13 protein-coding genes and 1 pseudogene are annotated in these 14542 nt (G+C 49.3%); 8 read left to right on the forward strand and 6 right to left on the reverse strand.

Annotated elements, in window-relative coordinates:
* Positions 1–2: 2 nt before the first annotated feature.
* Complete coding sequence (gene fdxH / locus ACE15A_RS11435; RefSeq protein ID WP_000061599.1) at positions 3–887, forward strand: formate dehydrogenase subunit beta; 885 nt, start codon at positions 3–5, stop codon at positions 885–887.
* Entirely contained in the window at positions 880–1536 is a 657-nt protein-coding gene (fdnI, locus tag ACE15A_RS11440) for a formate dehydrogenase-N subunit gamma (RefSeq protein ID WP_023249391.1), read from the forward strand. The genes fdxH and fdnI overlap by 8 nt, the downstream gene beginning before the upstream one ends.
* 159 nt (positions 1537–1695) lie before the next feature.
* Here the strand turns inward: fdnI and adhP are convergent, their stop codons facing one another.
* From adhP to bdm, 4 genes are all read right to left on the reverse strand, one after another.
* Positions 1696–2706: an alcohol dehydrogenase AdhP gene (gene adhP / locus ACE15A_RS11445; RefSeq protein ID WP_053509701.1), complete on the reverse strand. Its 1011-nt coding sequence runs from the start codon at positions 2704–2706 to the stop codon at positions 1696–1698.
* Positions 2707–2989: 283 nt separating this feature from the next.
* Complete coding sequence (locus ACE15A_RS11450) at positions 2990–4687, reverse strand: NAD-dependent malic enzyme (RefSeq protein ID WP_023249387.1); 1698 nt, start codon at positions 4685–4687, stop codon at positions 2990–2992.
* A gap of 177 nt (positions 4688–4864) precedes the next feature.
* Positions 4865–5008: a stationary-phase-induced ribosome-associated protein gene (gene sra, locus ACE15A_RS11455; RefSeq protein WP_000841559.1), complete on the reverse strand. Its 144-nt coding sequence runs from the start codon at positions 5006–5008 to the stop codon at positions 4865–4867.
* A gap of 94 nt (positions 5009–5102) precedes the next feature.
* Positions 5103–5318 (reverse strand): biofilm-dependent modulation protein, encoded by a 216-nt coding sequence (gene bdm, locus ACE15A_RS11460; RefSeq protein WP_000495700.1) that lies wholly within the window; start codon positions 5316–5318, stop codon positions 5103–5105.
* 515 nt (positions 5319–5833) lie between these two features.
* Between bdm and ACE15A_RS11465 the strand changes: the two genes are divergently transcribed.
* On the forward strand, positions 5834–6265 hold the full coding sequence (locus ACE15A_RS11465; RefSeq protein ID WP_053509697.1) for an OsmC family protein: 432 nt from the start codon (positions 5834–5836) through the stop codon (positions 6263–6265).
* A gap of 118 nt (positions 6266–6383) precedes the next feature.
* Here the strand turns inward: ACE15A_RS11465 and hlyE are convergent, their stop codons facing one another.
* Both hlyE and ACE15A_RS11475 read right to left on the reverse strand, forming a co-directional pair.
* Positions 6384–7295 carry a hemolysin HlyE gene (hlyE, locus tag ACE15A_RS11470; RefSeq protein ID WP_023249385.1) on the reverse strand — a complete coding sequence of 304 codons (912 nt, stop codon included), beginning with the start codon at positions 7293–7295 and terminating at the stop codon, positions 6384–6386.
* A 133-nt stretch (positions 7296–7428) separates the two neighbouring features.
* Complete coding sequence (locus ACE15A_RS11475) at positions 7429–8064, reverse strand: hypothetical protein (protein ID WP_164984590.1); 636 nt, start codon at positions 8062–8064, stop codon at positions 7429–7431.
* A 301-nt stretch (positions 8065–8365) separates the two neighbouring features.
* Here ACE15A_RS11475 and ACE15A_RS11480 point away from each other — a divergent pair.
* The 5 genes and pseudogenes from ACE15A_RS11480 to treY form a co-directional block, all read left to right on the forward strand.
* Positions 8366–8587: pseudogene (locus tag ACE15A_RS11480) on the forward strand (efflux RND transporter permease subunit); the annotation flags it as partial.
* A gap of 255 nt (positions 8588–8842) precedes the next feature.
* Positions 8843–9172, forward strand: coding sequence for an acid-activated periplasmic chaperone HdeB (hdeB, locus tag ACE15A_RS11485; protein ID WP_023249382.1), 330 nt, complete (start codon positions 8843–8845; stop codon positions 9170–9172).
* A 140-nt stretch (positions 9173–9312) separates the two neighbouring features.
* The gene (locus tag ACE15A_RS11490; RefSeq protein WP_064055841.1) at positions 9313–10098 is read left to right on the forward strand and encodes an OBAP family protein; all 786 of its coding nucleotides are present in this window, start codon (positions 9313–9315) and stop codon (positions 10096–10098) included.
* A gap of 130 nt (positions 10099–10228) precedes the next feature.
* Positions 10229–12013, forward strand: coding sequence for a malto-oligosyltrehalose trehalohydrolase (treZ, locus tag ACE15A_RS11495; protein WP_053509693.1), 1785 nt, complete (start codon positions 10229–10231; stop codon positions 12011–12013).
* A complete protein-coding gene (gene treY / locus ACE15A_RS11500; protein WP_064055842.1) occupies positions 12010–14538 on the forward strand; it encodes a malto-oligosyltrehalose synthase in 2529 nt (842 codons plus the stop codon). Before treZ ends, treY begins: the two co-directional genes overlap by 4 nt.
* Positions 14539–14542: the final 4 nt, after the last annotated feature.

A 14542-nucleotide genomic window follows, 5' to 3' on the forward strand; every position in this document is an offset into this window, starting at 1 on the left:
ATATGTCTATGGAAACGCAGGACATTATTAAACGGTCTGCAACAAACGCCATCACGCCGCCTCCGCAGGCGCGTGATTACAAAGCCGAAGTCGCGAAACTGATCGACGTCTCCTCCTGTGTCGGCTGTAAGGCCTGCCAGGTGGCCTGTTCTGAATGGAATGACATTCGTGATAACGTCGGCCATTGCGTCGGGGTGTACGATAACCCTGCCGATCTCAGCGCCAAGTCCTGGACGGTGATGCGCTTTACCGAAACCGAGCAGAACGGCAAGCTGGAGTGGCTGATTCGTAAAGATGGTTGTATGCACTGTGAAGATCCGGGCTGCCTTAAAGCCTGTCCATCTGCCGGGGCTATCATCCAGTACGCGAACGGGATTGTTGATTTTCAATCTGAACACTGTATCGGCTGTGGTTACTGTATCGCCGGGTGTCCGTTTAATATTCCGCGCCTCAACAAAGAGGATAACCGCGTTTATAAATGTACGCTCTGCGTCGATCGCGTCAGCGTGGGCCAGGAGCCGGCCTGCGTCAAAACCTGCCCGACCGGAGCTATTCACTTCGGCACCAAAAAAGAGATGCTGGAACTGGGCGAGCAACGCGTGGAGAAGTTAAAAGCGCGCGGCTTTGAACATGCCGGTATCTACAACCCGCAGGGCGTCGGCGGTACGCACGTGATGTATGTGCTGCACCATGCCAATCAGCCGGAGTTGTACCACGGCTTGCCGAAAGATCCGCAGATCGATACTTCAATCAATCTGTGGAAAGGGGCGCTAAAACCGCTGGCCGCAGCGGGCTTTATCGCCACTTTCGCCGGTCTGATTTACCACTACATCGGTATTGGCCCGAATAAAGAAACGGACGACGATGAGGAGGATCATCATGAGTAAGTCGAAAATGATTGTGCGCACGAAATTTGTCGACCGCGCCTGTCACTGGACGGTGGTGATCTGCTTCTTCCTGGTGGCGCTATCGGGGATTTCGTTTTTCTTCCCGACGCTACAATGGCTGACGCAAACCTTCGGCACGCCGCAGATGGGACGTATTTTGCACCCGTTCTTCGGTATTGCCATCTTCATCGCGCTGATGTTTATGTTCGTGCGTTTCGTCCACCACAACATCCCGGATAAAAAAGATATTCCGTGGCTGAAAAATATTGTCGAAGTATTGAAAGGCAATGAGCATAAGGTGGCGGATGTCGGCAAATACAATGCCGGACAGAAGATGATGTTCTGGTCAATTATGAGCATGATTTTTGTGCTGCTGGTGACTGGCGTGATTATCTGGCGTCCGTATTTCGCGCAGTATTTCCCAATGCAGGTGGTGCGTTATAGCCTGTTAATTCATGCGGCGGCGGGCATTATTTTAATGCACGCGATCCTCATCCATATGTATATGGCATTTTGGGTGAAAGGCTCGATTAAAGGCATGATCGAAGGGAAGGTCAGCCGTCGCTGGGCGAAGAAACATCATCCACGCTGGTATCGTGAAATCGAGAAGGCGGAAGCGAAAAAAGAGAGCGAAGAAGGCATTCGATAATGCTTTCACGCTCTGATAAACAAGGCGCTATCCCGGTAGCGCCTTGTTTTCATCTGCCTGATGGCGCTGGGCGCTTATCAGGCCTACTGGCGATTACAGATGCCTGGTACGCCATATTTAACCACTCTTCAGGACAGCCAGACGCTACTGGCAAATCGTTTAACGACGGAAATCGATGACCATACGACCACGAATTTGTCCCTGTTCCATCTCTTTAAAAATAACGTTGATATCTTCAAGCGGACGTAAAGCGACTTTTGGCACGACTTTTCCTTCCGCCGCGAACTGGAAGGCTTCGGTCAGATCCTGACGTGTTCCCACCAACGAACCGACAACCTGAATGCCATCCAGCACCAGGCGAGGGATATCAAGGTTCATGGCTTCTGGCGGCAGACCGACTGCCACCACGCGGCCTCCGGCGCGAACGGCATCTACCGCGGAATTAAACGCCGCCTTAGCGACCGCGGTAACCACCGCTGCGTGCGCGCCGCCGGTTTTTTCCTGTACAATTTTAGCCGCATCTTCCGTGCGTGAATTAATGGTCAGATCTGCGCCCATTTCCTCGGCCAGTTTCAGTTGTCCATCATTGACATCAATGGCGATCACTTTCGCATTGAAGACGTTTTTCGCGTACTGCAATGCCAGATTACCCAGACCGCCCAGACCGTAGAGGGCAATCCACTGGCCGGGTTTAATATGAGAAATCTTCACCGCTTTATAGGTGGTAACACCCGCGCAGGTAATACTACTTGCCGCCGCAGAGTCCAGACCTTCCGGTACTTTCACCGCATAATCCGCGACGACAATACACTCTTCGGCCATGCCGCCATCTACCGTGTAACCGGCATTTTTCACGTTGCGGCATAAGGTTTCATTGCCCGTATTGCAATACTCACAGTGTCCGCATCCTTCAAAAAACCACGCGACACTCGCGCGATCGCCGGGTTTCAGGGAGGTGACGCCGGGACCGACTTCCTCCACGACGCCAATGCCTTCGTGTCCCAGAATAACGCCGGTTTTATCACCGAAATCTCCGTTTTTCACGTGTAGATCGGTATGGCATACGCCGCAGCACTCCATTTTCAGCAAAGCTTCACCGTGGCGAAGGGGACGCAGCGTTTTCTCAGTAACATCAACCTGATGATCTTGTGTGACAACAGCAGCTTTCATAACCTTCTCCTTTTATTAATAGTGAACTGCATAGCAGGTAAGGCGCTATTACCTCTTTAGGATTAATATTTCTGATGAGTTATGCAAGGTGGTAGAAATACAATGTAATAGTTTAGCCAGGATTTTCCTAATAAATCCCCGTTCAATACATAAAGGTAGCTAATGTTAGTGGCTTGACAAATAAGCAGGATAAGGAATTCAGCGCGGATAAGCGGCGTGTCGGCAGACTCGCCAAAACTAAGGAAGAAAGTGATATCCGGCGGCATTCACCGCCGGGTGCGCATTAAATGGAAGTACGACGGTAGTCGCGGTATTCCGCTTTCCAGAAGTTATCGTCAATCGCCTGTTGCAGTGCTTCTGCAGAGGTTTTCACCGCTACACCTTGTTGCTGCGCCATTTTGCCTACGGCAAAAGCAATAGCGCGCGACACGACCTGGATGTCCTTAAGCGCTGGCAACACTAATCCTTCGCCGTTATTCACCAGCGGAGAATGTTTCGCCAGCGTCTCACTGGCTGACATCAACATTTCGTCGGTAATGCGCGACGCGCCGGAAGCGATTACCCCCAGGCCAATGCCGGGGAAAATATAGGCGTTATTACATTGTGCGATCGGATAAACCTTATCTTTCCAGATGACCGGCGAGAATGGGCTTCCGGTTGCCACCAGCGCGTTGCCTTCCGTCCAGGCGATAATGTCCTGTGGCGTGGCCTCCACACGAGAGGTGGGATTAGAGAGCGGCATGACGATCGGGCGAGGGCAATGCTTATGCATCTCGCGGATGATCTCTTCAGTAAAGAGCCCGGTTTGGCCGGAAACCCCGATCAGGATATCCGGCTTCACGTTACGCACCACATCCAGTAGCGACAGTACGTCATTCTCGGTATCCCAGTACTGGAGATTGTCGCATTTCTGCACCAGTTTTGTCTGGAACGGCAATAAATTAGGCATTCGGTCCGTCAACAGGCCGAAGCGATCGACCATAAAAACTTTCTGCCGGGCGGCATCTTCGCTTAAACCTTCACGCTGAGTCTGCGCGATGATCTGTTCGGCAATTCCACATCCGGCGGAACCCGCGCCGAGAAACACGATTTTTTGCTCGCTAAGCTGACTGCCGGCAGCGCGGCTGGCGGCGATCAACGTGCCGACGGTCACGGCTGCGGTGCCCTGAATATCATCGTTAAAGGAGCAAATATCATCACGATAGCGCGCCAGTAGCGGCATTGCGTTTTTCTGCGCGAAATCCTCAAACTGAAGCAGGATATCTGGCCAGCGCTGTTTAACAGCCTGAATAAACTCATCGACAAACGCATAATACTCATCGTCGATAATGCGCGGATGACGCCAGCCCATATAAAGCGGATCGTTGAGTAACTGCTGATTGTTGGTGCCGACATCCAGCACAACGGGAAGGGTATAAGCCGGACTAATGCCGCCGCAGGCGGTGTATAATGACAGCTTACCGATAGGGATACCCATCCCGCCGATGCCCTGATCGCCAAGCCCCAGAATCCGCTCGCCATCTGTCACCACAATGACTTTAATATTGTGGTTAGGCACGTTCTGCAAAATATCATCCATATTGTGACGATTCTGATAAGAGATAAATACGCCGCGCGCCCGACGATAAATCTCAGAGAAGCGCTCACAGGCCGCACCTACTGTTGGGGTATAGATAACCGGCATCATCTCTTCAAGATGGTTCTGCACCAGTCGATAAAAGAGCGTTTCGTTGGTATCCTGGATGTTACGCAGGTAAATATGCTTATCGATTTCCGTTTTAAACCCCTGATACTGGAGCCAGGCGCGCTCGGCCTGTTCTTCAATCGACTCGACGACCTCTGGTAGCAGTCCTAACAAATTGAAGTTGCGGCGCTCTTCTACGCTAAAAGCACTACCTTTGTTTAACAGGGGAAATTCCAGCAATACAGGGCCAGCGTAAGGGATATAAAGGGAACGCGCTTTCTTGGTTGTAGTTTCCATGTCACTCACTCTTTTTCGAATAACTGTCCCTGGTACCGTCGTTTATCATCATATATTGCCTTTCCACCAGGGAGTCGGCCCTGAGTATAAAGCATTGTGAGACGTTAAGGTCATTCCTATAAACAAAAACACCATTGCAGATGCAATGGTGTTTAACGTCATTTCAGGACTGTACGATTACTTTTGGCTATCGGCGCGGCGCTTTCTGCCGGTTGGATTATTCACCACGCTGCTGGTGTCGCCTTCAGTAACAACCTTACGCTGGTTGGATATTCTGTAATCCAGCCCAAGTATATGACGAGCCTGACGGTTCGATTTCATGTTAACTCCTCAATCCTGTTGCTAGTTTTAAGGACAAATTCGCTTACGCGAAAGAAACGTAACCCCTAAGGTTGCCGTTACAGCATAGCAGGTTTTACAGAGTCGGGTGCTGCCCGCTCACCACATAGTTGATGGTCTGCTGATAGATGTCACTGAGAATGTCATTGTCGGAAGCCTCAACCCATTTGGTCAGCTCCATTAAAATATCATCTTCGGTGACAACGCCTAACTCCGCGCGTAATCCTTGTTCAATTGCGTTGACCAGGGCCGGTTGTGCTGCTGAGGTATTTGCTGAGTGATAAGTAAACATATAATGCCTCCGTGAAGATGTATTTATTTAGTACGGCTCGCAGAAAATTAATTCGTATTCAGCATGGCAAATATTGTTGCGACTGTGGTTAAGATTAGACCTGGAATTATTTTTACGCAAGGCAGTTCTGTTAATTATTTACCGCGACAGGAAATATAATGCGCTTGTTAAAGTGAGTTTTTAATTACATACCCTCATGCAAATAGCAGCTATTGTATATATATTTAAAATGCCACTTTTAATATTTTTACCTTTGATTACAAAGAGATGCGGCAGGCGTTAATGTGAATAAAAATATACAAAAAGAAATATTCTTCGAGGAAAACAAGTAAGGGTAAAAGAGGGAATATATTCTTTAAAGAAGAGTGAAGCTGTTGGTATAATATACATAAACAAAAAGCATAACGTCATTTTCTATATCTGAAATGCGGGTGCTTGACAACATCCATCAGCAGATCAACTCAGATTAGCAGGATGGTCTATACTTTCCTTTTTGAGCCAACAGGAGAGCAGAAATGACAATCCATAAGAAAGGTCAGGCACACTGGGAAGGCGACATTAAACGAGGTAAGGGGACAGTATCAACAGAAAGCGGCGCCCTTAACCAACAACCGTATGGCTTTAATACACGTTTTGAAGGCGCGCAGGGTACCAACCCGGAAGAGTTAATTGGTGCCGCGCACGCGGCCTGTTTCTCTATGGCGCTGTCGTTAATGCTGGGCGAGGCAGGGTTTACGCCGACATCGATTGACACTACCGCTAACGTATCGCTGGACAAAGTGGAGGCGGGTTTCGCCATCAGCAAAATTGCGCTACGAAGCAATGTCGCCGTACCGGATATTGATGACGCCACGTTTGAGCAAATTATCCAGAAAGCGAAAGCCGGATGCCCGGTTTCGCAGGTACTGAACGCCGAAATTACCCTCAACTACCAGCTTAACGCCTGATAACTCCATCAGCCCGGTAACGACTCTCGTTTATCGGGCTGTGGAATATCGCTTTTTCTCCCTCTCATTTTCTTCACGCTATCGGGCGTTAAGAGTACACAGAGCGGATGAAAATGTATCAGACGTCAGGAACCTCGAGAAGCGTCTTCTTACCGTGTCTTTGTTGGTATTCATTACAGGTGTTAATCATTTTCTTTGCAGCTCCTTTTAGTAAAGAAAGCATTAAATCATCATAATCAACGTAGAATCTGGTTGTTTCGGTTTCCGTTTTTATCTCCCCAATTGCTGCTATTTCGGTGGCTAATTTCAATTTTGCCGCATCGATATCTTTATTCGCTTGTTTCACTGTAGCCGATAAGGTAGTAAAGAAACTTTGCACTGCTTTTAGCCTGTTATTCAATTCTGGAATCAGTTTCCCTTCAATCACGCCAGCAGCAATAGAATAGGAAATAATTAATCCAAACGGACCGGCGACTATGCCGGCTGCAGCACCGGCATAAGCTTCCTTACGAATTTTATCCACCTGTGACTGGAAATAACTGCTTTTTTCCGAGAAATCATTGGTTAACTGGCTATCTAATGCCAGCAGTTTTCCGGAAGCGGTGTTGAAACTTTGTGAACTTACCAGGAGAGATTTTTGCGCTTCATTCAGTTTCTTGACGCCATCATCTAATATTCTAATGAGAATGTCTTTCTGGGCTGATGCTTTCTTCTCATTATATTCATCAAATAGTAAAATATACGCTGTGAGTAATTGCGTCGCGACACCACACCATTCATAAACAGTTTGTGTCGCTTCAAAATACTTATCCTGGCTGTCCATAAGCAAAACTTTAATATCACCGACTAAAACAGAAGCTGCCTGTGAATACTCATGTTTAAAACGGCTTAACTCTTTTATGGTTTCATCAAAGGTCTTCCAGGGGATGACCTGGTCGAGGTACTTGTTATAAAGATCTAATGCCCCATCTGCGGTTTCGATCGCGCTTTTAACTACCTCTACAGTTTGATTTGCAAATATTTCAGTCATAATCATTTGCCTCTTTAAATATATAAATTGTAATTAAGCTCCTGTTTTATAACTTATTCTTACCTATTACCTCCAGACAGCTTTTGTACTTAAGTTAACATTCCAGAAGCTGGAAATACTGGCAGCTTCCTACTTATCTACGCAGGGCGCGATTACTCTGCTGCATTTTCTCCAGAATACGACCAAAAGAAACTGTTTTGCTTCCTACTTTCACCATCCCATCTTCCGGCAAGTAGCTAAATTTGACGTACAGCATATTGTTGCTGGTTTTATCTTTTTGCTTCATAGCCAAAATGGCTTGCTGTAATGCTTTTAGGTCGGAGGGGATCCCCGCCGCATCGGTGATATCGGAACCGGGCACAAATTTCGATACCTGATCAACAGTTTGAGTCAATATATCCTGTAGCGGAAATAAGCCGGTAAAACGTTGTTTGGGCTTATATTTTGTCACTCCCATATAAATATCAGGTAGATCTTTAATGTGGTTTTCAATGCCGCGAGTTTTATTTTGCAACATAAATTCGATAATCTCTACCGGAGAGCCGATCAATACCAGCTGTTTCACTCCTGCACCTTTTTCGGAAAAGAGATAGTTGTTATTGCTGCTTTTTACTGCTTTCTGCAACTCGCCACGATCCACGATTAAACTGTAATATTTACCCTCTTTCACAACAGGTTTGGGTTCACGCCACATATTGATAACGCTAGCTTGTGCCATACTGGATACCATCATGTAACCGAAAAACGCCAATGTTACGGATAGTTTCATTAACTTTACCTTTTTAATTAGCCAAAAAAAATAGCACTCATAAAAAGTATAAAGACGTGGTTGCAACAAAACGTAAACGTCGCTCACTTCACCGATAATCATTTATTTATCTTAATTATGTAAATTCCCCTCCCAATAATACCTGAATTATTATCTTTTGGATTCAACTACTTGCAGTTATAGTGCTAAATAACAATAAATCTACTGGAAGTATACCGTTTGTGTACGAAAGGTGTTTTTTATGCTTACGGAAACCTGAAATTGTCCGACTATCTGTAAATGCTATGAAATTGTATTGTAGATCCGATTGCGCCCGATGCTGATGACTACCGGGGCAATAGTGTTTGGTTTAGCCCTGCTACTGTTCGCCAGCGGCGTAGACGCCGCAAGCCGTTTTGGCCTGGGGCTGGTGATTGCTTCCGGGATGCTGACAGGCACTCTGTTTACGATGTTTGTTCTGCCCACCGTTTATGTCTGGCTGGCGCGCGATTGCGCCGTTGCGACGGCATGTCAGCGCGAAGTTCCCTTTCATCAGCTCAACGCAGTGCATACCACGTCATTTGCTGTTGTCGTGGTATACTTTTTCGTCCTAAGATCTGCTCGCCATGTTGCTTTATTCATCAAACATCAAAATCAGTCAACGTAAATATCAATAATAGCCATATCACGCGTCGTAGTCTTTATTCCTGGGAGTAGAGGGGTATTATTTCTTCGTTCTACATTAACGGGTTAACGCGCAGATGTAGAGGTTATTTATATAATTACTGGAGTAACAACAATGAATAAATTCTCCCTTGCTACAGCAGGTATTATCGTGGCAGCGCTGGTAACCAGTGTTAGCGTGAATGCGGCAACAGATACCACTAAAACAAATGTTACGCCTAAAGGTATGAGCTGCCAGGAGTTTGTAGACCTCAATCCACAAACTATGGCGCCAGTCGCTTTCTGGGTGCTGAATGAAGATGAAGATTTTAAAGGCGGGGACTACGTTGATTTCCAGGAAACCGAAACGACAGCGGTGCCATTAGCCGTTGAACTTTGTAAGAAAAACCCACAGAGTGAATTAAGCAAAATAAAAGACGAAATCAAAAAAGAGCTCGCAAAATAAGAGTAAACTGATATTAAAACCCGGCAAGTGTGTCGGGTTTTGACGTTTGTGACGCTGTCACAAATAACATCTTCCATTTCTTCTACCAATTGCGCGGTATTGCACTATTTTCATTAGAGCCCTTTCAATATGGAGATCTAATGAAAACCTTACCGCTGGCACTCTTTATCATTCCTTTTCTGACCGGATGCGGCGCCAATAATACGCCGCCTAAAACGCCTGTCCCGGGTGAAAAAACCTCTACCAAATTACGTACCCTGGAAACAGGCGCGGCGGCTATTCAATCCCGACCTCCTGTCGATGCCATCAGTACCTACCTTGACGGGTTCCATTTTTATAGCGGTGATAAAAACGGACAGATGGAGGCCCACCATTACGTTACCGTCCTGAATGAAGATGTAATGCAGGCGGTAATTTACGACGGCAATACTAAAAACGCGCGCCTGATGGGGGTGGAGTACATTATCAGCGAACGTTTATTTAAAACGCTTCCACCCGAGGAGAAAAAACTGTGGCACAGCCACCAGTACGAGGTGAAATCCGGCAGCCTGGTGGCACCTGGCTTACCGCAGGTCGCTGATAAGGCGTTAATGAGTAAGATTGTTAATACCTACGGTAAAACCTGGCACACCTGGCATACTGACCGGGATAAAACCCTGCCGATGGGTATCCCTGCGCTGATGATGGGCTTTACTGGCGAAGGGCAGCTTGATCCGGCACTGTTGGCCGATCGCGATCGCCGTCTGGGGATTGATACCCAGGCCATTAAGCACGCGCGGCAGGATCTGCCAGCGCACCCCGTCATTAAGGGCGCTAACGCCTGGGAGCAGGGGGAAATTATCCAGCTACAACGTGTTCAGGGTTCTGGCGAACACGGGCGAGGCGATACCGCGCATTTCGGCAAATCTGAGCAATCCCGACAATAATTCCACGGTTTACTACAGGCGGATACGAAAAAGACCAACCATTAGGTGACAGTGTCACTTAAAGAGTAGCCACATAGTCTATGCTTGTTCTTCGGATGCTATAGAGGTTATGAGTTAAACGGAGCGACAGATGAGTTCAAAAATTTTTTGCAAAAGCTGGGGGGCTGAATATATCGCCGCTGATGTTGTCCGCTTTCGTCTTTGGGCCACCGGCCAGCAAAAGGTTATGCTCCGGCTTGCCGGTAAAGATCATGAGATGCTGGCGAGCGGTGACGGCTGGTTTACGCTGGAGGTATCCGGGGTAGCGCCAGGTACGGAGTATAACTTTGTACTCAGCGATGGCATGATTGTCCCCGATCCGGCTTCCCGCGCCCAAAAAACTGACGTCAACGGTCCGTCATATGTAGTTGACCCAGGAAGCTACACGTGGCGCAACACCGGGTGGAAAGGCTGTCGTTGGGAGCAGGCCGTGGTGTACGAAATGCATACAGGCACGTTCACTCCGGAAGGCACCTTCCGCGCCGCAATAGCAAAGCTGCCTTATCTCGCTGAACTCGGCGTCACCGTTATTGAAGTGATGCCCGTTGCGCAATTTGGCGGCGAGCGCGGCTGGGGATATGACGGCGTGCTGCTTTACGCGCCGCATTCTGCCTATGGGACGCCGGATGATTTCAAAGCGTTTATTGACGCCGCGCATGGGTATGGTCTTTCTGTCATCCTGGATATTGTGCTGAACCATTTCGGCCCGGAGGGAAATTATTTACCGCTATTGGCGCCGACATTTTTCCACAAAGAGCGCATGACGCCGTGGGGAAATGGTATCGCCTATGATGTCGACGCCGTGCGGCGCTATATCATCGAGGCACCGTTATACTGGCTGACAGAATACCATCTCGACGGCTTACGCTTTGACGCCATCGATCAGATCGAAGACAGTAGCGCAAAGCATGTGTTGGTTGAAATCGCACAACGTATTCGGGAAGACATTACCGACAGGCCCATTCATCTTACTACCGAAGATAGCCGCAATATTATCTCCCTGCATCCCCGTGAGCAGGGTGGTAATGCGCCGTTGTTTACCGCCGAATGGAATGACGATGTTCATAATGCCGTCCACGTTTTTGCGACCGGAGAGACCCATGCCTACTACAATGATTTTGCTGATGCTCCGGAAAAACACCTCGCAAGAGCGCTGGCCGAAGGATTCGCTTATCAGGGAGAAATTTCACCACAAACCGGCGAACCTCGCGGCGTAAAAAGTACCGGACAACCCCCAGTCGCCTTTGTGGATTTTATTCAGAATCATGATCAGATTGGTAACCGCGCCCAGGGCGACAGACTGATAACCCTGGCAGGCGCTGAACGAACAAAAGTATTGCTCGCCACGTTGCTGCTTTCACCGCATATTCCGCTACTTTTCATGGGCGAAGAGTATGGCGAGAGCCGTCCTTTTCTTTTTTTTACCGATTTCCATGGGGATTTAGCCCGCGCCGTTCGCGAAGGTCGCGCAAAAGAGTTTGCCGATCATGCGGGTGAGAATGTTCCGGACCCGAATGCACCAGAGACCTTTCAACGCTCAAAACTTAACTGGAAGCAACAGCACAGTGAAGAGGGTAAAGCGTGGCTGGCGTTTACCCGCGAGCTACTGCTTTTGCGCCAGAAGCATATCGTGCCGCTTTTGTTCGCTGCCCGTGAGAGTTCAGGAACCGTATTGCAAACCGCGCCCGGGTTTATTGCCGTCAGTTGGCATTTTCCGGGAGGAACGCTGTCGCTGGCGCTGAACATTAGCGCCACGACGGTATTGCTGCCCGATTTACCGGGTAAGACCCTCTTCGCCTGGCCTAATGAATCCACCGGGTCGCTTTCCCAACATTCTCTTATTGTCCGCTTAGCCCAGGGAGAGTCCGCATCATGATCCCAACTGCAACGTATCGCCTTCAGTTTCGCAATGGCATGACCTTCGATCGCGCTGCGGCGCTGGTGCCTTACCTTAAAAATCTGGGTATCAGCCATCTTTATGCCTCACCAATCTTTACCGCCACCAAAGCGTCAACGCATGGTTATGATGTTACCAATACGAATGAGATTGAGCCTTCTATTGGCGGGCGCGAAGGATTTGAACGACTGGTGGCCGAGCTTAAAGCGCAAGGTCTGGGATTGATCATTGATATTGTGCCTAATCACATGGCCAGCTCGCTGGAAAACGCCTGGTGGCGCGACGTGCTTGAATATGGCAAGGAGAGTCGTTACGCGCGCCATTTCGATATTGACTGGTCGCGCCGACTGACGCTGCCTTTTTTAGGTGACACGTTTGACGCCGTACTGGAAAACGAAGAAATTACGATCAAGCCCGACCCCGCTACGGGTAAACCCGCGTTCGCCTATTATGAAAATTATTACCCGCTTGCTCCGGCGACGTGGCAGGGGCGTGAGGCTGAAGTACTGGCGCTTACCGATAAGGCCGCCATTGCTGATTTGCATGAGCGCCAACCGTGGAAATTAATGTCCTGGCGCGATGCCGCTCACTCGCTCTCGTATCGGCGTTTCTTTGAGGTAACAGGGCTGGTGGGAATGCGGGTGGAAGATAAAACCGTCTTCGACGATACACATCGGCTGATTCTGGAGCTGGTCAGAACGGGAGCGGTCGACGGTTTACGTATCGACCATATCGACGGCCTTGCCGATCCGAAAGCCTATCTTGCGCGTTTACGTCAGGCAGTGGGGCCGACGTGCTATATCACCGTGGAAAAAATTCTCGCTAAAGGCGAGCAACTTCCTGATGACTGGCCGGTTTCCGGCACCACAGGCTATGAATTTATCGCCTCGCTGGCGGAGGTGCTGGTTGACGATGAGCAGATCAACAATCTGCGCCAGGCTTACGAGACCGTAAAAGGCACGCCAGTGGATATGCGGGCGGAATTACGGGCGGCTAAACTGCTGATGGTCGATCGCAATTTCGAGGGGGAATTTACCCGGCTGCTCGTGCTTGCGCTGTCGATTGCCAGAGAGCTACAGATTGCACAGGAAGAGAGCGTCGTTCGGCAGGCATTACGCGAGTTATTAATTGCCTTTCCCGTATATCGCACTTACGGCACGGCAGAAGGACTACCGCCGACCGATATTTGCCTGTTACACCGTATTGTGGAGCGGGTAAAGACGCTTGAAAACCCTCCGCAGCCAGATGCGCTTACACTTCTGAGCCGTCTTCTTACCGGCGATGTTCCCACCTCCAGCCAGGAGGAGGCGACACAGTTTCGCGTTCGGTTCCAACAACTCACCGGTCCGCTGATGGCGAAATCGGTAGAGGATACGCTTTTCTTTCGTCAAAACATGGGGCTGGCGTTAAATGAAGTCGGTGCCGAGCCCGTCGCGCATCATTTCTCCATCGAACGCTTTCACCATGAGATGAAAACCCGACAGGCGCGACAGCCTGATGCGTTATCCGGTACCTCGACCCACGATACCAAGCGCGGCGAAGATGCGCGAGCACGCCTGTATACGCTTACCGAAGCGCCGGAGCAGTGGAGCGAATGCCTTGCCCGCTGGCGGCAGATGAACCAGACCCATGTCAAATTTTTGAATGATGGCACTGCGCCAAAATCGGCGGATACGTGGATGTTATATCAGGCGCTGACCGGCGTCTGGCCCCCGATGCTAAACCCCCAGGACGAAACAGGTTTAAACGCGCTGAGAACACGCTTTGAAGCCTTTGTGGAGAAAGCGTTACGTGAAGCGAAGCTGCGTACCGATTGGGTGGACAGTAATGAGGCTTACGAAACGGCAATGCTTGATTACGCCCGTTATTTACTGGCGCCGGATAATCAGACATTTTTGCAGGACTTTTATCGTTCCTTGCAACCCTTCATCCGCGCAGGACTGGTTAACAGCCTGACGCAGACCGTTATCAAATTAACCGCGCCGGGAGTACCTGATATCTATCAGGGGAGCGAGGCGTTGAATTTTAGCCTTGTCGATCCCGACAACCGCCGCGAACCGGATTTCGCCACGCTGGCGCAGCAGTTAGACCAACTGGCGCCGAGTGTTTTCTCGCGTGAAGAAAGCTGGCTGAACGGACAGGTGAATCAGTATGCCACCGCCGCATTACTGCGTCTGCGTCAGCAGAATCATGATCTATTCCGTTTTGGCGAATATGTGCCGTTGCGGGCTGTTGGTCAGCGCGCCGACAAGGTCATCGCTTACGCCAGAGTCAATCATAATGACGCGCTGATTGTCGTTGCGCCCCGGCTGGTGTTCGCCGAATGTGACGGCTTATTGTCGCAATCACACGTCGGTTTTTGGGCAGGAGCCGACATTATTATACCCGGACAACTTAATCAGCGTCGTTATCGCAATGCGCTTACCCAAGAGAGGTTAACGCTTGATGAACACCTGTCGTTGGCCTCACACCAGGGCGGCGTACTGGTTTTAATGAGCGACTGAGTTT

The organism is Salmonella sp. HY31 (genome assembly GCF_042604575.1).
Lineage (GTDB): Bacteria > Pseudomonadota > Gammaproteobacteria > Enterobacterales > Enterobacteriaceae > Salmonella > Salmonella diarizonae.